Source organism: Streptomyces sp. NPDC093071 (assembly GCF_044754545.1).
Taxonomy (GTDB): domain Bacteria; phylum Actinomycetota; class Actinomycetes; order Streptomycetales; family Streptomycetaceae; genus Streptomyces.
The window spans coordinates 73,749-93,563 of the sequence record NZ_JBIVPH010000010.1 but is presented as its reverse complement, the minus strand read 5'-3'; the positions used below and the strand labels follow the sequence as shown (position 1 = coordinate 93,563).

At 74.9% G+C, this 19,815-nt stretch carries 17 protein-coding genes; 12 read left to right on the top strand and 5 right to left on the bottom strand.

Translation table 11 applies throughout. The annotated features are described in order from the left end of the window. Positions 1-35 precede the first annotated feature (35 nt). Positions 36-1,319 carry a hypothetical protein gene (locus ACIQD7_RS28525; RefSeq protein ID WP_402445298.1) on the top strand — a complete coding sequence of 428 codons (1,284 nt, stop codon included), beginning with the start codon at positions 36-38 and terminating at the stop codon, positions 1,317-1,319. Positions 1,320-1,365: 46 nt separating this feature from the next. On the opposite strand, the gene ACIQD7_RS28520 is transcribed toward ACIQD7_RS28525, so the two are convergent. Then, the gene (locus ACIQD7_RS28520) at positions 1,366-3,060 is read right to left on the bottom strand and encodes a bifunctional 3'-5' exonuclease/DNA polymerase (protein ID WP_402445297.1); all 1,695 of its coding nucleotides are present in this window, start codon (positions 3,058-3,060) and stop codon (positions 1,366-1,368) included. Positions 3,061-3,148: 88 nt separating this feature from the next. Between ACIQD7_RS28520 and ACIQD7_RS28515 the strand changes: the two genes are divergently transcribed. After that, positions 3,149-3,706 carry a GNAT family N-acetyltransferase gene (locus ACIQD7_RS28515; protein ID WP_402445295.1) on the top strand — a complete coding sequence of 186 codons (558 nt, stop codon included), beginning with the start codon at positions 3,149-3,151 and terminating at the stop codon, positions 3,704-3,706. Positions 3,707-4,058: 352 nt separating this feature from the next. On the opposite strand, the gene ACIQD7_RS28510 is transcribed toward ACIQD7_RS28515, so the two are convergent. After that, positions 4,059-6,185, bottom strand: coding sequence for an ABC transporter permease (locus tag ACIQD7_RS28510; RefSeq protein WP_402445293.1), 2,127 nt, complete (start codon positions 6,183-6,185; stop codon positions 4,059-4,061). Then, complete coding sequence (locus ACIQD7_RS28505) at positions 6,179-7,006, bottom strand: ABC transporter ATP-binding protein (RefSeq protein WP_402445292.1); 828 nt, start codon at positions 7,004-7,006, stop codon at positions 6,179-6,181. Before ACIQD7_RS28505 ends, ACIQD7_RS28510 begins: the two co-directional genes overlap by 7 nt. 151 nt (positions 7,007-7,157) lie before the next feature. Here ACIQD7_RS28505 and ACIQD7_RS28500 point away from each other — a divergent pair, with 151 nt between their 5' ends. From ACIQD7_RS28500 to ACIQD7_RS28485, 4 genes are all read left to right on the top strand, one after another. Further along, positions 7,158-8,282: a DUF2786 domain-containing protein gene (locus ACIQD7_RS28500; RefSeq protein WP_402445290.1), complete on the top strand. Its 1,125-nt coding sequence runs from the start codon at positions 7,158-7,160 to the stop codon at positions 8,280-8,282. A gap of 359 nt (positions 8,283-8,641) precedes the next feature. After that, positions 8,642-10,705: an FUSC family protein gene (locus tag ACIQD7_RS28495; protein ID WP_402445288.1), complete on the top strand. Its 2,064-nt coding sequence runs from the start codon at positions 8,642-8,644 to the stop codon at positions 10,703-10,705. A gap of 93 nt (positions 10,706-10,798) precedes the next feature. Continuing rightward, on the top strand, positions 10,799-10,978 hold the full coding sequence (locus ACIQD7_RS28490; RefSeq protein ID WP_402445286.1) for a hypothetical protein: 180 nt from the start codon (positions 10,799-10,801) through the stop codon (positions 10,976-10,978). A gap of 486 nt (positions 10,979-11,464) precedes the next feature. Beyond that, positions 11,465-11,677, top strand: coding sequence for a DUF397 domain-containing protein (locus tag ACIQD7_RS28485; protein ID WP_383417423.1), 213 nt, complete (start codon positions 11,465-11,467; stop codon positions 11,675-11,677). Positions 11,678-11,741: 64 nt separating this feature from the next. Here the strand turns inward: ACIQD7_RS28485 and ACIQD7_RS28480 are convergent, their stop codons facing one another. Continuing rightward, entirely contained in the window at positions 11,742-12,239 is a 498-nt protein-coding gene (locus ACIQD7_RS28480; protein WP_121832922.1) for an ATP-binding protein, read from the bottom strand. A gap of 351 nt (positions 12,240-12,590) precedes the next feature. Here ACIQD7_RS28480 and ACIQD7_RS28475 point away from each other — a divergent pair, with 351 nt between their 5' ends. The 6 genes from ACIQD7_RS28475 (at position 12,591) to ACIQD7_RS28450 (ending at position 18,214) form a co-directional block, all read left to right on the top strand. After that, a complete protein-coding gene (locus ACIQD7_RS28475; RefSeq protein ID WP_121832923.1) occupies positions 12,591-13,463 on the top strand; it encodes a helix-turn-helix transcriptional regulator in 873 nt (290 codons plus the stop codon). An 86-nt stretch (positions 13,464-13,549) separates the two neighbouring features. Next, positions 13,550-15,007: an aldehyde dehydrogenase family protein gene (locus ACIQD7_RS28470; protein WP_402445283.1), complete on the top strand. Its 1,458-nt coding sequence runs from the start codon at positions 13,550-13,552 to the stop codon at positions 15,005-15,007. Positions 15,008-15,128: 121 nt separating this feature from the next. Continuing rightward, entirely contained in the window at positions 15,129-15,677 is a 549-nt protein-coding gene (locus tag ACIQD7_RS28465; protein WP_402445282.1) for a DinB family protein, read from the top strand. Between the two features lie 44 nt (positions 15,678-15,721). Continuing rightward, positions 15,722-16,336, top strand: a complete 615-nt coding sequence (locus ACIQD7_RS28460; protein ID WP_402445280.1) for a PadR family transcriptional regulator — start codon at positions 15,722-15,724, stop codon at positions 16,334-16,336. 154 nt (positions 16,337-16,490) lie between these two features. Beyond that, positions 16,491-17,453 (top strand): ATP-binding cassette domain-containing protein, encoded by a 963-nt coding sequence (locus ACIQD7_RS28455; protein WP_402445279.1) that lies wholly within the window; start codon positions 16,491-16,493, stop codon positions 17,451-17,453. Then, on the top strand, positions 17,450-18,214 hold the full coding sequence (locus tag ACIQD7_RS28450; RefSeq protein ID WP_399756427.1) for an ABC transporter permease: 765 nt from the start codon (positions 17,450-17,452) through the stop codon (positions 18,212-18,214). Before ACIQD7_RS28455 ends, ACIQD7_RS28450 begins: the two co-directional genes overlap by 4 nt. An 11-nt stretch (positions 18,215-18,225) precedes the next feature. Here ACIQD7_RS28450 and ACIQD7_RS28445 read toward each other — a convergent pair whose 3' ends face one another. Next, on the bottom strand, positions 18,226-19,515 hold the full coding sequence (locus tag ACIQD7_RS28445) for an ion channel protein (RefSeq protein WP_402445277.1): 1,290 nt from the start codon (positions 19,513-19,515) through the stop codon (positions 18,226-18,228). Between the last annotated feature and the right edge of the window lie 300 nt (positions 19,516-19,815).

Genomic DNA, 19,815 nt, shown 5'->3' with positions numbered 1-19,815 from the left:
CCCTTCCCGCCCCGAACCCGAGACGGTGATCCCGCATGTCCCGAACCGAAGGCCCCCGGCACGAGAACCCCCCGCACGACGGCTTCGAGGAGGAGCTCGGCGCGGTCCTGCGCCGCACCGGCGACGGCTTCGCCGCCGACGACCGGCGCGGGCTCGCCGAGGGCGGCCTCCGGCGCGGCCGGCGCCGCCTGATGCGCCGGAGGCTCGCGGTCACCGGCAGCGCCCTCGCGCTCGTCGCCATGGGCGTCGGCGGGGTGTACGGCGGCCTGCTCTTCGTTCCCGGCGGAGCGGTGGACACCGCGTCCGTGGCGGGGGAGCCGACCTCCGCCGCCGAACCCACCGGCCCGCTGCCGGACATGGCGCGGATCCCGGTCAAGGAGGCCGCAGCCGTCCTCAAGGCCCACACCCCGGCCGGACAGTGGACGTTCGACGACGAGAACGGGCTGGGCCAGGGCGTCCTCGGCGTGTACGACGACGGGAACGGCAAGGCCGCCGTCACCGTCTCCCTCTCCCGCTCCTTCGGCCCCGGCGAGGCGGGCGAAGGCATGGTCGCCTGCCCCGACGAGGCCCACGCCCCCGACGTCGAGTGCACCACCGAGACGATCCCCGGCGTCGGCCGGCTCATGCGCCTCCAGGGGTACGAGTACCCCGACCGGCGCGAGGAGACCAAGAACTGGCGGGCGACCCTGCTCACCGAGGACGGCTTCATCGTCGACGTGAACGAGTACAACGCCGCCGCCGAGAAGGGCGCCCCGATCAGCCGGGAGAACCCGCCCTTCACCCTCGCCCAGCTCAAGGCCCTCGTCACGGCCGACGCCTGGAAGCCGCTGCTCGCCAAGCTGCCCGATCCGGTGCGGCCGAGCACCCCGCCGAGCGTGCCCGACGCGCCCTCCGGCGAGGCCGTCCGCGCCACCCTGCGCTCCCTCCTCCCCAAGGGCCTGGAGGTGAAGGACGAGGGCAGCCAGGACGACTACGGCTACTTCCACCTGCTCGTCGACGACGGCAAGGGAATCGGCTTCGTCGAGATCAACGTCCAGACCGGCATGGACGACGTCGCCGGCCACCTCCACTCCATCGGGGCCACCACCCTGCCCGACGGCCGTCTGGTCGGGGTCACCCAGGAGGCCGCGGAGAAGGGCGGCGACGGCGTCGTCGCGTGGACCGTCGACACCCTCACGCGCGAGGACTTCCGGGTCGTGATCACCGCCCTCAACTCCGACGGGTACCGGGCCCCCGCCACGCGCGCGGAACCCGCCCTGACCGTCGAGCAGTTGAAGGCGATCGCGCTGAGCCCGAAGTGGGAGACGCTGATCAAGTAGGACCGTGGCGAGAGGCGTACGGGGATGAACTCCGCCCCCGTACGCCCTACTTCGCGTCCGAGTACCGCTCCACCGTCGCCGTCGTGAACGGGAACCGCACCGGCGTGTCCCCGAAGGCGATCCGGCCCGCCTCGCCGCCGGCCGCGCGGACCGCCTCCGTGACGGCCTCCGCCTCCTCGGCGGGGCAGTGCACGATCACCTCGTCGTGCTGGAAGAAGACCAGCTCCGCCCGCATCCCGGCGAGGGAGCGCCGCAGGGCCGCCAGCATCAGGAGCGCCCAGTCGGCGGCGCTGCCCTGGACGACGAAGTTGCGGGTGAAGCGGCCGCGCGCCCGGGTGTTGCCGGAGGCGTAGCCCGGTGTGAACTCGCCCTCGTCCACGACCGGTTCGGCACCGCCCTCCTGGGGCAGGCCCGCCTCGTCGGCGTCGCCCGAGCCGACCGCGGGCGGGCTGGTCCTGCCGAGCCAGGTCCGGACGAGCCGGCCCTCCTCGCCCGCCTTCGCCGCGTCGTCGACGTACGCCACGGCCAGCGGGAAGCGGCGGCGCAGGGCCGCCAGGTTCTTCAGGCCGTCGCCGCTGGTCTGCCCGTAGATCGCGCTGAGGAGCGCGAGCTTGGCGTGCTCGCGGTCGCCGGAGAAGGCGCGGGCCGACAGCCGGGTGTACAGGTCGTCGGGGTGGCCCGCGACCTCCATCAGGCCCGGGTCGCGGGAGATCGCCGCGAGGACGCGCGGCTCCATCTGGTCCGCGTCGGCCACGACGAGCCGCCAGCCCTCGTCGGCGACCACGGCCCGCCGGATCACCTTCGGGATCTGGAGCGCCCCGCCGCCGTTGGTCGTCCAGCGCCCGCTGACCGTGCCCCCGGGCAGGTACTCCGGCCGGAAGCGGCCCTCCCGCACCCAGTCGGCCAGCCAGGACCAGCCGTGCGCCGTCCAGATCCGGTACAGCTTCTTGTACGCGATCAGCGGCTCCACCGCCGGGTGGTCGACCCGCGCCAGCTCCCAGCGGCGCGTGGAGCCCAGTTTGACGCCCGCCTGACCGAAGGCCTTGACCACGTCGGCGGGCAGGTCGGGCCGGACGCGCCGGCCGAGGGCCGCGGAGACCTCGCCCGCGAGCTCGGCCAGGCGGCGCGGCTCGCCCCCGCCCGCGTACCGCTCGCCGAGCAGTTCGTTCAGCAGCTCCCGGTGCACGTCGGCCCGCCACGGCAGCCCCGCCCGGTGCATCTCGGCGGCCACCAGCATCCCCGCCGACTCGGCGGCCGTCAGCAGCCGCATCCTGCCCGGGTGCTCGACCCGGTCGTGGCGGCGGAGCTGCTCCGCGTAGACCGCGAGGAGCCCCTCGAAGGGCACCGGGGCCACCCGGCGCGGCTCGAACAGCGAGTCCTGCGAGCCCGGTTCGGCGGTGCGGGGCGGCGGATCGGGCGGCACGGGCCCGTTCCGCAGGCGCGCCCAGGCGGCGGCCGCCGAACGGGGCTCGCCGAGCCGCCCCTCGGCCCCGAGGAGCAGCTGCTCGGCGTCCTCCACGTCGTAGCACCGCTCGACCCGCACCCCGGCGGCGAGCAGCCGCGGATACACCTCGGCCGTCGACCGCCACACCCACCGGGCCACCTCCGGCCGGTCCCGCACGGCCGCCACCAGGTCCGGCTCGCGCCGCACCGGCCCGGCGGGCGCCCCGTCCGGGCCGAGGGGCGCGAGCAGCGCTCCGTCCCCCTCCTCCTCGGCGGCCAGCGCCCACCTCTCGCTCATGCGGCCGAGTCTGGCAGCCGCCACTGACAAACGCGGGCCCCCTACGCTGTGGCGCGGTCACCGGATCGGTACGCGGAGGGGGAGGACGATGTACACGAGGTCCCTGGGGGACGACGGGGCGGAGCTGTGCCCGCTCGAACCGTGGCAGGCGGACGAGTTCCTGGCACACATGGACCGGGGGCGGGAGTTCATCGGCGCGCGCAACGCGCTCCCCGACGTCGTCACCGACCTGGAGTCCAGCCGGGCCTTCCTGCGCCTGTACGCGGAGAGGACGGCGGCCGACACGGGCCGCATCCACGGCATCCGGCTCGACGGGACCCTGGTCGGCGCCGTCATCCTGCGGACGCTCGACACCGCGAACGGCACGGCCGAGGCGGGCTGCTGGCTGGAGCCGGCCGCGACGGGCCGGGGCCTGGTGACCCGGGCGGCGCGGGCGCTGGTCGACTGGGCGATCGAGGCGCGCGGGATCCACCGGGTGGAGTGGGTCGTCTCCTCCGACAACGCCCCGAGCATCGCCGTGGCCCGCCGCCTCGGCATGACCAGGGACGCGGTCCTCCGCGAGAGCCACTCCCACCGGGGCCGCCGCCACGACGAGGAGGTCTGGTCGGTCCTGGCGGGGGAGTGGCGGGCGGCGAAGACGGCGTAGCCGGCGGGGCGGGCGCGGAGCCCCGGGGCGGGGGCGGGCGCAGCCAGGGCCGGGGCGGGTACGGAGCCCGGGGCGAGGATGGGGCCCGGACCGGGGCGGTGACCCGGCTCCGACCCCGGTCACCGCCCCGTCGTCCCACCATGGCCGGTCGGCGGACCGGGCGCCACGCGGGGAGCCCTTTCAGGTCCGGCGGGGGCCCTTTCAGGTCCGGAGGGGGGGCGGTGCGGGGAGCTTGCTCAGGCCCGGCGAGGCCACGCGGGGCCCTTCCCGGTCCGGCGGGGGCCACGCGGAGGCCCTTTCAGGCCCGGCGGGGGCCATGCCGGGGTCCTTTTCAGGCCAGGCCGGGGCCCTTTCAGGTCCGCGGCGAGCCCCGCGTCAGGCGCCACGCCGGGAGGGCCGAGGCGGCGACCGCGACCGTCGCGCACACGCCCGTCGCCGTGCCGACCGCCGTCCAGGGCAGGACCAGGGCGACCGGGGCCGAGAGGGCCGCCAGGCCCGCGCCCAGGGCGCCGAGGACGGCCGCCGTCACCGCGAGGCCCAGGACCGCGCCGATCGCGACGGCGAGCGCCGCCTCGCCCGTCACCACCCGCAGGACCTGGGTCCGGGTGGCCCCGGCGAGCCGCAGCGAGGCGAGTTCCGGGCCGCGCACCGAGGTGGCCATGAGCAGGGTGTTCGCGAGGCCGATCACCGTGTAGACGAGGGCGATGCCCAGGACGAGGACCAGGCCGAGCCGGGTCTGCGGGCTGCTCGACGGGCGCTCGGCCGCCGCCCACGCGTCGGCGGTCGCGACGGTCCCGCCGCTCGCCCCCAGGGCCCGGACCGTCGCCGCCCCGCCGCCGCGCGCCTCGATCCGGTCGAGGGCGGCGCCCGGCGCGTTCGCCCGGGTGACGTACGGCCCGTTGTCGCCGGTCCCGCGCGCGAGGACGGCCGCGACCCGGAGCCGTACCGGACCGCTCCCGTCCGCCCGCCACACCTCGACCGTCCCGCCGACCCGGCGCCGCTCGAACTCCTCGTGGACGACGATCGACCGGTCGTCCAGGTCCCGCAGGTCCCCCGCGACCACCGGGAGCCGGGCGAGCTCCGCGAAGGCGGCCGGGTCGGCGACCGCCCGCGCCCCGTACTTCACGACGGCCTCCGCCCCGTCCCGTACGAAGACGGAGGTCGCCCCGGTGGCGGAGACGACGGCCCCGGCCGGGGCCGTCACCGGCCGCAGGTCCGTCCCGCTCGCCACGTGCGCGGCGGCCGTGTGCTCCCGCGTCTCCGCGCCCTTCGCGCGCGTGACGCCCGCCGTCGCGCCGAAGAGGGACCCGGCGAGCGCCACGGTCACCAGGACGGGCGCGGCGACGGCGGAGGTGCGGCGGACGGAGGCCGCGGCGTTCTCCCGTACGAGCGTCCCCACGGCCCCCCGGAGCGCCGACAGCCGGGCCACGGGCCGGACGAGGAGCGGCGCGAGGAGGGCGGTGCCGCCGATCAGGAGCAGGGGGAGAGTCGTGTACGTCTTCCGCTTGAGCAGCTCGGACGGCTCGGTCGCGCAGGTCCAGACGAGCAGCCCCAGACCGGTCAGGAGCAGGGCCGCGCCGGTCAGGGCCCGGCCCGGTGGCAGGACGTCGGCGTCGACGTCCGCGTCGCGCAGGGCGGCCGTCGGACCGATTCGCCCGGCCCGGCGGGAAGCGGCGAGGGCGCCGGCGAGGGCGACGGCCAGGCCGGTCCAGAAGGCGGCGTGGTACGGCCAGGAGGCCGCGCCGATCGTGAACCACGCGGGCGCGAGGCCCCCGTCGACCAGGGTCCGGGCGAGCAGGGGCGCGGACAGGGCGCCGAGGGCGCATCCGGCGGCGGAGGCGAGCGTGCCGAGCACGGCGGCCTCGGCGAGGAGGAGGCGCCGGACCTGCCCGGGGGTGGCCCCGGCGGTCCTGAGGAGCCCGAACTCGCGGCGCCGCAGCGCGACGGCGAACGCGAACGTCGACGCGACGACGAAGACGGAGACGAAGGCGGTGACGCCGCCGGAGGTGCCGAGGAGGGCGTTCAGGGAGGTCAGCGCGCGGGCGTCCCGCTCGGGGTCGGGGTCGGCGCGCACCCGCTCGGCCCCGGTGAGGACCTGGGCCCGGGCGCCGACGAGGGCCCGGACCGGGCCTGCGGGGGCGTCGACGCCGACGGCGTCGGAACCGCCCGCCGCGGTGACGGTCCACCGGGCGCGCAGCTCGCGCAGCAGCCCCGCGTCCACAGGCTGTGGACGGTCGAGCCGCCGCTCCACCGGTACGGTGCCGGGTCCGCGCCGCACGTCGAGCACCAGCCGGTCGTGCCCCATGACGACGACGGGCGAGGAGGCGAACCGCTGAGGAGAACGCTCGGGCGCGTGAAAAGTGGCGGCCAGCCCGAGCCCGCTGCCGGCGAGCAGCCCGACCCCGAGCACGAGCGCGACGAATCCCCCGAGGAGGGAGGTCCAGCGGGCCCGGAGCCCGGAGAGCAGAAGGGTCAGCACGGGGCGCCTCCGGCGGGGGCGACGGCGTTCCGGCCCCGCGGGGTCCGCGTCTCCGAGGCCCCCCGGGTCTGCCCGGCCCCCCACCCCTCCAGGGTCGCCGTCCTCGCCGCGACCGTCTCCACCGCCGGGTCGTGCAGTTCGGCCGCCACGCGGCCGTCGACCAGGAAGACCACGCGGTCCGCGCGGGCCGCCGCCACCGGGTCGTGGGTGACCATGACGAGCGTCCGGCCGTCCCGGTCGACCAGGTCCCGCAGCAGGTCGAGGACCTCGCGGCCGGTCGCCGAGTCGAGTGCGCCGGTCGGCTCGTCGCAGAACAGGACGGCCGGACGGGTGATCAGGGCCCGGGCGAGCGCGACCCGCTGCCGCTGTCCGCCGGACAGCTCGCCCGGCCGGTGCCGTTCGCGTCCGGCGAGGCCGACCCGCGCCAGGGCCTCCCGGACCTCCGCGCGGGACGGGCGGCGGCCGGCGAGCCGGAGCGGCAGGGCCGTGTTCTGTGCGGCGGTCAGGGAGGGCAGCAGGTTGAAGGACTGGAAGACGAAGCCGATCCGGTCCCGCCGCAGCAGCGTCAGGCGCCGCTCGCTCAGCCCTTCCAGGGCGGTCCCGCCGACCTCCACGGTCCCGGAGGTCGGCCGGTCGAGACCGGCGGCGCACCGGAGGAGCGTGGACTTGCCGGAGCCCGAGGGGCCCATGACGGCGGTGAAGGTCCCGGCCCGGAAGTCGAGGTCGACGCCGTCGAGGGCGCGGACGTCCCGGTGGTGGCGGGTGAGCCCCCGGAGCCGTACGGCCACGGCGGCGGGGGCGGGGGTGTCGGTTGCGGTCATGGACCCAGCGAACCGTTTCCGCCGCCCCCGATCACGACCACTGGCGGGCGTCCCGGGGGTAGGGCCAGGCCCACCCCCGGGCGGCGGGGCTGAGACCATCGGAGGGAGACGGGGACGGGCGTACGGACGAGGAACGGGACGCGAGGACGGCGTGGGCACCACCATCGACAAGGCCTTCGAGGCGCTGTACGCGAGCGACGACGGGTCGCTCGACACGGCGGCCTCGCTGCTCGCCGCCGACCGGGGCGCGGACGCGGAACTGACCCGGCGCGGCGAGGAGTTCGTACGGACGCTGTGGGGACGCGGCTGGCAGCCCGCCGACCTCGTCCGGGCGGCCCGCCGGGACCTCGCGGACGCGCACGTACGGCTCCTCGCGGGGCTGATCAGGACGGAGACGGCGGGGTACGGGCGGCTGCCGCGCCGCTGGGAGGCGCAGCTCGACGGGCTCCCCGACGGTCCCGGCCGCCCGGCGGACCGCTTCTCGTACGCGACGGCCGTCCTGGAGCTGTACCGGCTCCTCGTCCGGCTGCCGCGCCTGGACGCGGTCGGCCCGGCGCCGGGGGAGGCGCTGCCGCCGCCGGCCGCCGGGGAGCCCCGGATGCTGGGCCGGATCAGGGCGCTGCTCGCGAAGGCGGAGGCGACCGGCTATCCGGAGGAGGCGGAGGCCCTGACGGCCAAGGCGCAGGAGCTGATGGCCCGGCACAGCCTGGACGAGGCGACCCTCGCGGCGGGGGCGCCGTCCCCGGAGACGCCCGGCGCGCTGCGGATCGGGGTGGACCCGCCGTACGAGCAGGCGAAGGCGATCCTCCTCGACGCGGTGGCGACGGCGAACCACTGCCGGGCGGTGTGGAACGAGGCGTACGGCTTCTCGACGGTGGTCGGCTTCGAGACGGACCTGGACCCGGTGGAGCTGCTCTACACCTCGCTGCTCGTGCAGGGGACGGCGGCGATGACGCGGGCGGAGGCGGAGCAGCGGGCGGGCGGCCGCAAGCGCACCAAGGCCTTCCGGCAGTCCTTCCTCCTCGCGTACGCGAACCGGCTGGGCGCCCGGCTCTCGGCCACGTCCCGCCGGGTGGCCGCCGAGGCCCCGACCCTCCTCCCGGCCCTCGCCTCCCGCGAGGCCGCCGTCACCACCCGCACGGACGAACTCTTCCCCGAGACCCGCACCACCCGCGTCCGTGCCGCCTGGGACGAGGCGGGCTGGACCCACGGCGCGACCGCCGCCGACCGAGCGACCCTCCACCCGAACCGCCGGGGGGTGGAGAACGGCGGCTAGGGCGCGCCCGGCGAATCACGACCGATGCCGCGACACCCGGCACGCCACCTCGCCACGTCGCCGAACCCCCCGACATCTCCGCCACCGCCCCACTCCGCGCCTTGCGCCGCTTTCCCCGGGCCCCGGGCCCCCGGCCCTTGTCCACCGGACGCCGCGTCCTACCCGACTCGATCCACCGGACACGCCCCGGCCCCCGGCCTCCGGCCCCCGACTCCGGCCGGGGCCGCCCCGGCGGGGCCCGTGCGGCCCCTCCGCCCGGCCTCCGGGCCGCAGCCCCGCCCGCCCCCGGCAAGGTTTCGGGAAGGGGCGGGGTGGGGGATAAAAGCCGTTTCGTGCCGGATCGTGGATACGCTTCCCGCATGAGCTGGCTCCGGGCGTTGAAAGGGACCGCCCGCTCCGGCCTCGCCGTCGAGCGGCGGCGGCTGGAGCCGTGGGGGGCGGCGCGGGGCGCGCTGGGGCTCGCGCTCGTCGTCGGGTTCTCGCTCGCGCTCTTCGGCCCCGCCGTCGCCGTCTCCTCCGCCTTCGGCGCCTTCCAGGCGGCCATCGCCACCTTCCAGCGCTCCTGGCGCCCCCGCCCCACCCTCGCCCTCGCCTCCGGCGCCAGCCTCGCCGTGTCGACCTTCATCGGCTACCTCACCGGCGCCCACGACGGGCTCTTCCTCGCCCTCCTGCTCCTCTGGACGTTCCTCTCCGGCCTCGCCTGGGCCGCGGGCCCCACCGCCGGCCTCATCGCCTCCTCCAACGTGGCGATGATGCTGGTCACGGTCACCCTCCCCACCTCCGTCGCCACCGCCGCCGGCCACGCCGCCGTGATCTTCGCGGGCGGCGTCGTCCAGGCCGCCCTCGTCGCCCTCCTCCCGGTCCGCCGCTGGGGCGCCCAGCGCGACGCCCTCGCGGACGCGCTCACCGCCGAGGCGGACTACGCCCGCCGCCTGTGCCACGACCCGGTCGCCCCCTTCGACCCCGTCCCGCTCATGACCGCCCGCAACGCCGCCGCCGTCACGCCCCGCCAGGCCCGCCGCCGCCCGGCCGAGCTGCACGGCTCCCGGGGCCTCGCCGAACGCATCCGCCCCGTCCTGGCCTCCCTCGCCGACCCGGCCGTCGGCGTCCCGGGGGAGGGGCCGCAGCGCGACCGGGTCCGGGAGCTGCTCGACGCGGCCGCCGCCGTCCTCGACGCCGCCGCCCTCGCCATCCGCCACGGCGACCCGGTCGTCCTGCCCGCCCCGGCCCTCGCCGCCCTCCGCACCCCCGACACCGGCTCCGTCCTCACCGGCCCGCCCCGCCGCGCCGCCGTCCGCCTCGCCGCCCTCCTCGGCGACGTCCTGGAGACCGCCGACCCGCACGCGGAGACCCCGGTCCGCACGGGCGTGGCCCGCTCCCGGCCGACCCTCGTCCGCCTCGCCCCCCTCGTCCTCGCCCAGGTCCGCGCCGAGCTGCGCCACGAGTCCCCGGTGATGCGCCACGCGATCCGCGTCTCGGTGGTCACCGCCGCCGGCTACCTCCTCGGCACGGTCCTCCCCTTCGGCCACGGCTACTGGGCCCCGATGGCCTCGGTCATGGTGATGCGCCCGGACTTCTCGCAGACGTACGCCCGCTCCGTGGCGCGCTTCGGCGGCACCCTGGTCGGCGTGGGCCTCGCGACGGCGGTCGTGCGCTCGGCCCACCCGGACGCGTACCTCTCCGCCGGACTCGCGGTGCTGTGCGCCTTCGGGATGTACCTGCTGATGCGGACGGGGTACGCGGCGAGCCAGGTCTGCGTCTCCGCGTACGTCGTCTTCCTGCTCGGCACGGTCGGCGAGGGCGTCGACCAGACCGTACGGGAGAGGGTGCTGCTCACCCTCCTCGGCGGGCTCCTCGCGATGCTGGCGTACGCCGTCTACCCCGCCTGGGAGACGCCCCGGCTGCGCGGCCTGCTCGCGGACCGGCTGGAGGCGTACGGGCGGTACGCGGCCGTCGTCGCCGCCGGATACGCCGAACCGGCCGGCCCGGCCGACCCCGTCGTCCGCGAGGCGCTCCTGCGGACCCGCGCCGCCCGGATCGCCTGGCAGGAGGCGCTGGACCGCGCGGCCCACGAGCCGGTGCGCCACCGGGGGCTCTCGCACGCGGCGGTGGAGCAGGCCGAGCACGCGCTCGACGAGTTCGGCCGGGTCGCGATGCTCATGGAGGCGCACCTGCCCGACCACGACGCCGCGCCCCTCCCGTACGCCGCCGTCCTCGCCGGATCCCTGCGCCGGTCGACCGAGCGGGGCGCGAAGGAGCTGCGGGAGCGCGCGGAACCGCGCTGGGACGACCTGCGGGAGACCGTCGACGCCTGGTCCGACGACCCGCCGGACCACTTCCTGCTCCACAAGGGCGCCGTCCTGCTCCTGGAGAGCTTGGACGAGCTCGCGACCGCCCTCTCGGAGACCGCGCCGGGCCGCTGATCCCGACGGCGTGTCATTCGTCGCCGGGGCGGGCGGAGTCGAGAGGGGTGGGGGGCGCGGACGACCGTGTCCCCGGGACCCGGGAGCACTCGGATGAAGAAGTACCTGTCTGCCGCGTCGGCCGTGGGCGCGTCCGCCGGGCCCGCCACCGCGGCTCCGGTCGCGGCCGCCGCGCCGACGGAGGCCGCCCCCGCCAAGGCCCCCGCCCCCACCCCGATCCGCACGGTCCGCCCCGGCGAGCGCGTCGACGCCGGGCGGGGGCACACCGTCTGACTGACGGAGCAGGGCAAGCACGGGTCGGACCCGGACGGCCTGGAGGACTTCCGCAGCGCCGCCGGCGTCTTCCCCTCGGGGCTCTCCTGCGGGACCCGTACGGTGGGGCGGGTCGAGCCGACCGGCGCCCGGGGCCGTACGATCCTCTCGACCCTCCTCGAACTGCCCGGCCGGCCCGGCTGGGGCGTCTGGTACGCGCACACCGGAGCGGGCGCCGGGGAGGTCTCCGCGGAGCTGTACGACCGGGCGGGGGACCGGCTCGGCGACGGCCCGGCCCGAGGGCCGGTTCGAGGGCCGGTCCGAGGGCTTCCGAGCGGCATACCGGCAGGTGGCACGCTCTGTGGCGTAGCCACTACGCCACCCCCCGTGCACGTGCATCTGCTCATGCAGCGGCATATGAACACAGCTATGATCCGAGGAAGTTGACACCTGCACCAAGCAACTCGGGAGCTACCAGTGCATCCTGCGCATCACGCGTACAACGGCATGGCGGCCACGGAGCTGCTGGGTGTCGTGTGGCAGAAGAGCAGGCACAGCAACTCCCAGGGTTCGTGCGTGGAGTTCGCAAAACTTCCCGGGGGAAACGTTGCCGTCCGCAATTCCCGTCATCCCGACGGGCCCGCGCTCGTCTACACGCCCGCCGAAATAGAGGCGCTCCTGCTCGGCGTGAAGGACGGGGAGTTCGACCACCTGGTGTGAGCGCGCGCGGTACGGACGAGGGCCCCCGGCGGTGACCGCCGGGGGCCCTCACGTATGCGCCCGTCTACTCCGGGCCGATCCGGAACAGCGCCCAGACGACCTTGCCCTGGAGCGTCCCCGCCAGCGGGTGCCAGCCCCAGCTGTCGCTGAACGAGTCCACCAGGAACAGGCCGCGCCCCGACTCGGCGGCGAAGTCCTCCTCGCCGCCGCGCGCCTCCGGGCTCTCCGTGCTGGGGTCGCGCACGGCGCACACCAGGCGCGAGGCCCAGCGCATCAGGTGCAGGCGGACCGGCGGGTTCTGGCCGTCCTCCGGACACGCGTCCGAGGGCACCGCGTGGCGCAGCGCGTTGGTGACGAGTTCCGAGACGACCAGGGCGACGTCGTCGAAGCGCTCCGAGAGGTCCCAGCGGTCGAGCGTCGTGCTGGTGAACTTCCGGGCCCCGCGCACGGCTTCGTACCGCGCGGGAAGGGCGCAGGACGCGGAGGTGGAGACGGCGCCGGGATCGATCGGCGGAAGGCCCTGCCGTAACGGCTCGAGCACGGTCGATCCATTCGTCCCCATGCGAGGCACTCCCGGGAATCGCGACTGTGGTGCGACAACACGACAACACGAACGAGTACGCGGCTGCGCGGGCCCCATGGTTCCGAATGCGCCCCCCGGATGCAAGGGCAGATGCACGTGCACGCGCCGGACCTGTCCTTTCCTGTGCCTAATCTGTGCATAAGTCGTCCGTCCGGGGTCGCTTACCGGAAGGGAACTTCCCACGATCCGCACACGCCGTGTCCGCGGATGCCCGGAACCCGTCGCCTTTCCGTAATCGAATGTGTACGCGCTGAAGCGTTTGGTGGCAGAATCCGGGGCTCGACGGGGGATTCGACGGGGGGTCGACACCGTAAAGGGGAGGCTGGGGCCGTGACCGCAGGCGAATCGGTCGGAGCGAGCGGGAGCGTGGTGCGGCGCATCCTGCTGGGCTCCCAGTTGAGGCGGCTGCGCGAGTCGCGCGGGATCACCCGCGAAGCGGCCGGCTACTCGATCCGCGCGTCCGAATCCAAGATCAGCCGCATGGAGTTGGGACGGGTGAGCTTCAAGGCCAGGGACGTCGAGGACCTGCTCACGCTCTACGGCGTCGGCGACGAGGCCGAGCGCGGCGCCCTCCTCGGACTCGCCCGCGAGGCCAACGTCGCGGGCTGGTGGCACAGCTTCGGCGACGTCCTGCCGGGCTGGTTCCAGACGTACATCGGGCTCGAAGGCGCCGCCTCCCACATCCGGGTCTACGAAGTGCAGTTCGTCCACGGCCTGTTGCAGACCGAGGAGTACGCCCAGGCCGTCGTCGTCCGGGGGATGCCCGACGCCCCGCGCGCCGAGATCGACCGCCGGGTCGCCCTCCGGCTCGAACGCCAGAAGGTCCTCGTCTCCGAGCGCGCCCCGAAGCTCCACGCCGTCCTCGACGAGGCCGCGCTGCGCCGCCCGTACGGCGACCGGGCCGTCATGCGCGGCCAGTTGAAGCACCTCATCGAGGTCTCCGAGCACCCCGGCGTCACGCTCCAGGTCATGCCCTTCAGCTACGGCGGCCACGCGGGCGAGAGCGGCGCCTTCACCATGCTGAGCTTCCCCGAGTCCGACCTCTCCGACGTCGTCTACCTGGAGCAGCTCACCAGCGCCCTCTACCTCGACAAGCGCGAGGAGGTCGCCCAGTACCGGCGGGTCATGGAGAAGCTCCAGCAGGACGGGCCGGATCCGGCCGAAAGCCGGGACATCCTCCGGGGCCTCCTCCAACTCTCCTGACGCATCAGTACGATGACGCCACATCAGGCGTACGGGATTCGTACATCAGTCGCATCGCGCGGGTAGCGGGTAGAGGGGTCTCCACCATGTCGCACTTCACCGACCTGGCCCACCAGTACATCGACGGCGAGTGGAAGCCGGGCAGTGGCTCGTGGGACATCATCGACTTCAACCCGTACACCGGGGAGAAGCTCGCCTCGATCACCGTCGCCACCGTCGACGAGGTCGACCGCGCCTACCGGGCGGCCGAGCGCGCCCAGACCGCGTGGGCCGAGACCAACCCGTACACCCGCCGGCTCGTCTTCGAGCGCGCGCTGCGGATCGTCGAGGACCGCGAGGAGGAGATAGCGGAGACGATCGTCGCCGAGCTGGGCGGCACCCGCCTCAAGGCGGCCTTCGAGCTGCACCTCGCCAAGGAGTTCCTGCGCGAGGCGATCCAGCTGGCGCTGCGCCCCGAGGGCCGCATCCTGCCCTCCCCGGTCGACGGCAAGGAGAACCGGGTCTACCGCGTCCCGGTCGGCGTCGTCGGCGTCATCTCCCCCTTCAACTTCCCCTTCCTCCTCTCGCTCAAGTCGGTCGCGCCCGCCCTCGCGCTCGGCAACGCGGTCGTCCTCAAGCCGCACCAGAACACCCCGATCTGCGGCGGCACCCTCGTCGCCAAGGTCCTGGAGGAGGCCGGCCTCCCGGCCGGGCTGCTGAACGTCGTCGTCACCGACATCGCCGAGATCGGCGACGCCCTCCTGACCCACCCGGTCCCGAAGGTCATCTCCTTCACCGGCTCCGACAAGGTCGGCCGGCACGTCGCCACTGTCTGCGCCCAGCACTTCAAGCACGCCGTCCTCGAACTCGGCGGCAACAGCGCCCTGATCGTCCTGGACGACGCCGATGTGGACTACGCGGTCGACGCGGCCGTCTTCAGCCGCTTCGTGCACCAGGGCCAGGTCTGCATGGCCGCCAACCGCATCCTGGTGGACCGCACCCTGGAGGCGGAGTTCACCGAGAAGTTCGTGGCCAAGGTGAAGACCCTGCGCGTCGGCGACCCGGCCGACCCCGCGACCCACATCGGCCCGCTCATCAACTCCCAGCAGGCCGAGTCCGTCTCGTCCCTGGTCGACCAGACGGTCGCCGCCGGCGCCACCGCCCTGCTGCACGGCACGGTCGACGGCAACCTCGTCTCCCCGTCCGTCCTCACCGGCCTCGCCGCCGACTCCCCGGTCCTGGGCCAGGAGATCTTCGGCCCGGTCGCCCTGATCGTGCCCTTCGACGGCGAGGAGGAGGCCGTGCGGATCGCCAACGACACCCCGTACGGGCTCAGCGGCGCCGTCCACACCGGGGACGTCGAGCGGGGCGTACGGGTCGCCAAGCGCATCCACACCGGCATGATCCACATCAACGACGGCACCGTGCACGACGAGCCGATCGTCCCCTTCGGCGGCGAGAAGCACTCGGGCGTCGGACGGCTCAACGGCGACTCGATGGTGGACTCCTTCACCACCCAGAAGTGGATCTCGATCCAGCACGGCCGCAGCCGCTTCCCCTTCTGATCCCCTTCCGAGGTTCCGCCGCCGCCCGAAATCCATTGAGGACCGTAGCTGTCCGCAAGCCTCCGTAGCGTGGTCGGTGTCGGAAGAACTCGGCACGGGCCACATCCGGAAGGCGGACGTCATGGTTGCTTTTGTTCCCGCAGGGACCCCCGGCGACGAGCGCGGCACGCTCCTCGACTTCGTCGAGGCCCAGCGCGCCGCGCTCCGCCGCGCCGTGCTCGGCCTCACCGAGGAGCAGGCGGCGAGCCGCCCCACCGCCAGCGAGCTGAGCCTGTCCGGGCTGCTCAAGCACGTCGCCGAGGTCGAGCTCGGCTGGCTCCGGCTCGCCCAGCAGCGGCCCAACGAGAAGGAGCGCACCGAGGAGACCTGGAGCGAGGGCTTCCGGCTCGTGGGCGGCGAGACGGTCCCGGAGGTGCTGGCGTTCTGGGCGGACGTCGCGCAGCAGACGGAGGAGTTCGTCCGCTCGGTGCCGAGCCTGGATGACACCTTCCCACTGCCGGAGGCCCCCTGGTTCCCGAAGGGCGCGCGGGTCACGGTCCGCTGGATGCTGCTCCACCTCGTCCAGGAGGCGGGACGGCACGCGGGCCACGCCGACATCCTGCGCGAGAGCGTCGACGGCAAGGGCTCCTACGAGCTGATCGCCGCCGAGGCGGAGGCGGTGGCGGGGTGATCGCCGCGCGTACCCTGGTCGGGATCGACCAGGAGGTACGTGGGATGTCGGCCATCCGTCTTCTCGTCCTGGGCGCGGTGCGGCAGCACGGCCGCGCCCACGGCTACCAGGTGCGCAACGACCTGGAGTACTGGGGCGCGCACGAGTGGTCGCACGCCAAGCCCGGCTCGATCTACCACGCGCTGAAGCAGATGGCGAAGCAGGGACTGCTGCGCGCGCACGAGGTCGCGCCGAGCACGGTCGGCGGCCCGCCCCGGGTCGAGTACGAGCTGACGGAGGCGGGCACGGAGGAGTACTTCACGCTGCTCCGCGAGGCGCTGACCACCTACGACCAGAAGGTGGACGTCCTGTCGGCGGGCATCGGCTTCATGGTGGACCTGCCCCGCGCGGAGGCCGTGGAGCTGCTGCGCCGGCGGGTGGGGGCGCTCGACGAGTGGCGGGCGGCGGTCACCGACTACTACACGCCGGAGGGCGGCCCGGGGCAGCTCGGGCACATCGGCGAGATCATGCACATGTGGATCGGCTCGGCCGACGCGGGCAAGGAGTGGACCCTCGGCCTGATCGACCGGATCGAGGGCGGGGCGTACGTGTTCGCGGGCGAGGGCGACCCGTTCGTGGGGGTGCTCGCGGAGGGCGAGGAGAACCCGTACGCGACCTGAGGGACGCGAGGGGCCCCTTCGGCACATCGGCTCATCAAGTTTGACTAGAAGCGCGCGAGGGCATACCGTCCTCCGTCTGCGACTGCTGGTCAAATTTGACTAAGCGGTTTTCGGGAGGAAGAGGATGACGGGCGGAAGAGCGGCGGGAAGAACGATGACGACGGAAGCGATCCGCGTGGAGGGCGCGCGGAAGCGGTACGGGGACAAGGACGCCCTGGACGGGCTCGACCTCAGCGTCGGGCGCGGCACCGTCCACGGGCTCCTCGGGCCCAACGGCGCGGGCAAGACCACGACGGTCCGGATCCTGGCGACCCTGCTCCGGCACGACGCGGGCCTGGTCCGCGTCGCCGGACACGACGTGCGGACCGAGGCCCGCGAGGTGCGGCGCCGGATCGGGCTCCTGGGCCAGCACGCGGCCCTCGACGAGGAGCTGGGCGGCCGGCAGAACCTGGAGATGTTCGGCAGGCTCCACCACCTGGGCGCCCGGCGCGCCGGGACGCGCGCCGACGAGCTCCTGGAGCGCTTCGGCCTCACCGACACCGGGCGCAAGCCCGTCCGGCAGTACAGCGGCGGCATGAGGCGGCGGCTCGACCTGGCGGCGTCCCTGATCACCGAGCCCGAGGTGCTGTTCCTCGACGAGCCGACCACCGGACTCGACCCGCGCGGACGCACCGAGGTCTGGGAGTCGGTGCGCTCCCTGGTCGGCGGCGGCACGACGGTCCTGCTCACCACGCAGTACCTGGAGGAGGCCGACCAGCTCGCCGACCGGATCTCGGTCGTGGACCGGGGGCGGGTCGTCGCCGACGGCACCCCCGACGAGCTGAAGGCCCGCGTCGGCGCGGACCGCGTCGACGTGGTCGTACGGGACGCCCGCCGGCTCGACGAGGCGGCGGCCCTCCTCCCGGCGGCGCGCGCCGAGGTGGCCGTGGACGCCGACCGGCGGCTGCTCAGCGCCCCCGTGACCGACCGGATGGCCTCGCTCGCCGAAACCGTGCGGGCGCTCGGGGCGGCCGGGATCGAGGCGGAGGACATCGCCCTGCGGCGCCCCACCCTCGACGAGGTCTTCCTGCACCTGACGGCGGACGGCACGGCCCGTGAGAAGGAGGTGGCGGCATGAGCGCCGCGTACGTGGTGGGCGACTGCTGGACGATGACGCGCCGCGAGCTGGCCCACTGGGCCCGGCAGCCGGTGCAGGTCCTGGTCGGGCTCGTCTTCCCGGTGATGATGCTGCTGATGTTCGGCTATCTGGTCGGCGGCGGGCGGACCGTCGACGGCGCCTACGTCGACTACCTGGTGCCCGGGATGCTCACCCTGACCATGGTCTTCGGCCTCGAAGCCACCATGACGGCGGTCACGCAGGACCTGAACAAGGGCGTGATCGACCGCTTCCGGGCGATGCCGATGGCCGACGGCGCGGTCCTGGTCGGGCGGGCGTCGGCGGACATGCTCCAGTCGGCGGTGGGTCTGCTCCTGATGACCGGCGTGGGGTACGCGATCGGCTGGCGGGCGGAGGGGGGCCTCGGGGCCTTCCTGGGCGCGCTGGGGCTGCTCCTCCTGCTGCGCTTCGCGATGCTGTGGATCGGGATCTTCCTGGCGCTCGTCGCGGGGCGGGCCGAGCTGGTGCAGGCGGTCCAGATCCTGGTCTGGCCCTTCGGCTTCCTCTCCAACGCCTTCGCCTCGCCCGACTCGATGCCGGGCTGGCTCGGCACGGTCGTGGAGTGGAACCCGATGTCGGCGACCGCGACGGCGGTGCGCGAGCTGTTCGGCAACCCGGGCGGCGAGCCGGGGCACGTGACGGCGGCCGTGGTGTGGCCGCTGGTGCTCCTCGCGGTCTTCTTCCCGCTGGCGGTACGGAAGTTCGGCCGGCTCGGCGGGTAGCGCGGCCGGTCCTACGTCAACGACCGCCCGCTCTCGTCGAGTTCGAGCTGCGGGCGGCCGGTGACGATCAGCCAGGCGGGCAGCGAGGCCAGGCAGAGCAGGGCGAGCACGGCGGGGGAGGAGGCGAGGACGGCGCCGGTGAAGAGGCTGATCCAGCCCTGCCGGGTGGTGGCGAGCAGGACGCCGAGGACGGCGGAGGAGACGGCGACGGCCGGGTGGACCTCGGGGACGAGGGCCTGGGCGAGGAGGCCGAAGGCGGCGCCGATGAAGACGGCGGGGAAGATCCGGCCGCCCCGGAAGCCGCAGGAGGCGGCGACGAGGAGGGCCAGGAGCTTGACGACGGCCAGCTTCGCCAGCTCGCCGGAGGTCCAGCCGCCGATGTTCGCCGTCAGCTCCTTGACCTCCTCCAGGCCCTTGAAGAGGGTCAGGTGCCCGCCGAGGGCGCCCAGGAGGCCGAGGACGAGCCCGCCGAGGGGCAGCATCAGCATGGGGTGCCGCAGGCGGCGGGCGGCGGCGTGGACGTGGGGGAAGAGGTAGCAGGCGGCGAGGCCGAAGAGGGCGGCGGCGGAGGCGATCACCAGGGCCGCGAGGAGGTCCCCCCAGCCGGGGTCGCTCAGCGGCGGGAGCCCCAGCGCGAAGGTGGGCTCGGCGAGCAGCTGGGTCGTCATGGCGCCGGTGCCGGCGGCGAGGAGCGGGGCGAAGAGGCGGTCCCAGAGGGAGCCGGGGCCCGGGTGCCCGGCCAGGGCCTCGGAGATGACGAGGGCGGCTGCGACCGGGGTGCCGAAGAGGGCGCCGATCGTGGCGGCCGAGGCGAGCGTCACCCAGGCGATGCCCGGGACGGCGGGCGCGGCCTTGCGGCCCAGCCAGTACGCGAGCGCGATGTTGGAGGCGATGATCGGGTTCTCGGGACCGAGGCTGACCCCGCCGGCCAGCGCGAGGGTCCCGGCGAGCAGCAGCCCCGGCACCACCCCCGGGGCGAGCGGCGCCCCGCCGAGCCCCGTGGTCGCCGGGTCGGGCCCGGCGTGCCCCGGCACCTTCCACACGACCAGGCCCACCGCGACGCCGGTCGCCGTGAGCATGACGATCATCCAGAGCGAGGAGTAGCCGCCGATCCCGAGGGCGTCGGGCAGCTCCTCCCAGAGCACGTGCTTGAACCCCTCCGAAAGGGCACTGACCCCCAGGAACAGCAGACTCGCCCCCGCCCCCACCACGAGCGCGGGCAGGATCTGCGGCAACAGCACCCGCAACGGCGCCTCGTCGGCGGACGGGGAGGGCACGGCCGGCTCACGATCGGTGGACACGGCCCCACCATAGGTGAGCAAAACCCCCGAAACCCCCAGGACGGGCCGAACCCTACGCGGAGCCTCCGCCCCGAACGACGGGCCTGCAAACCGGGCGCCGCCCTGTTATCCGGGTGCCGGTGCCGGGGCGGGCTCCGGCTCTGACCGGTCCTGAGCCCTGCCGGTCCCCGTGCCCTGTCGGCCCCCGGGCCCTGTCGGTCCCCGGAGCCTGCCGGATCCGGTCTCTACCGGACCCCGGGTCCGAGCCCGGCCCGCTCACGTCCGGTCCCGTACACCGGCAACGAACCGCCGACCGGAAGT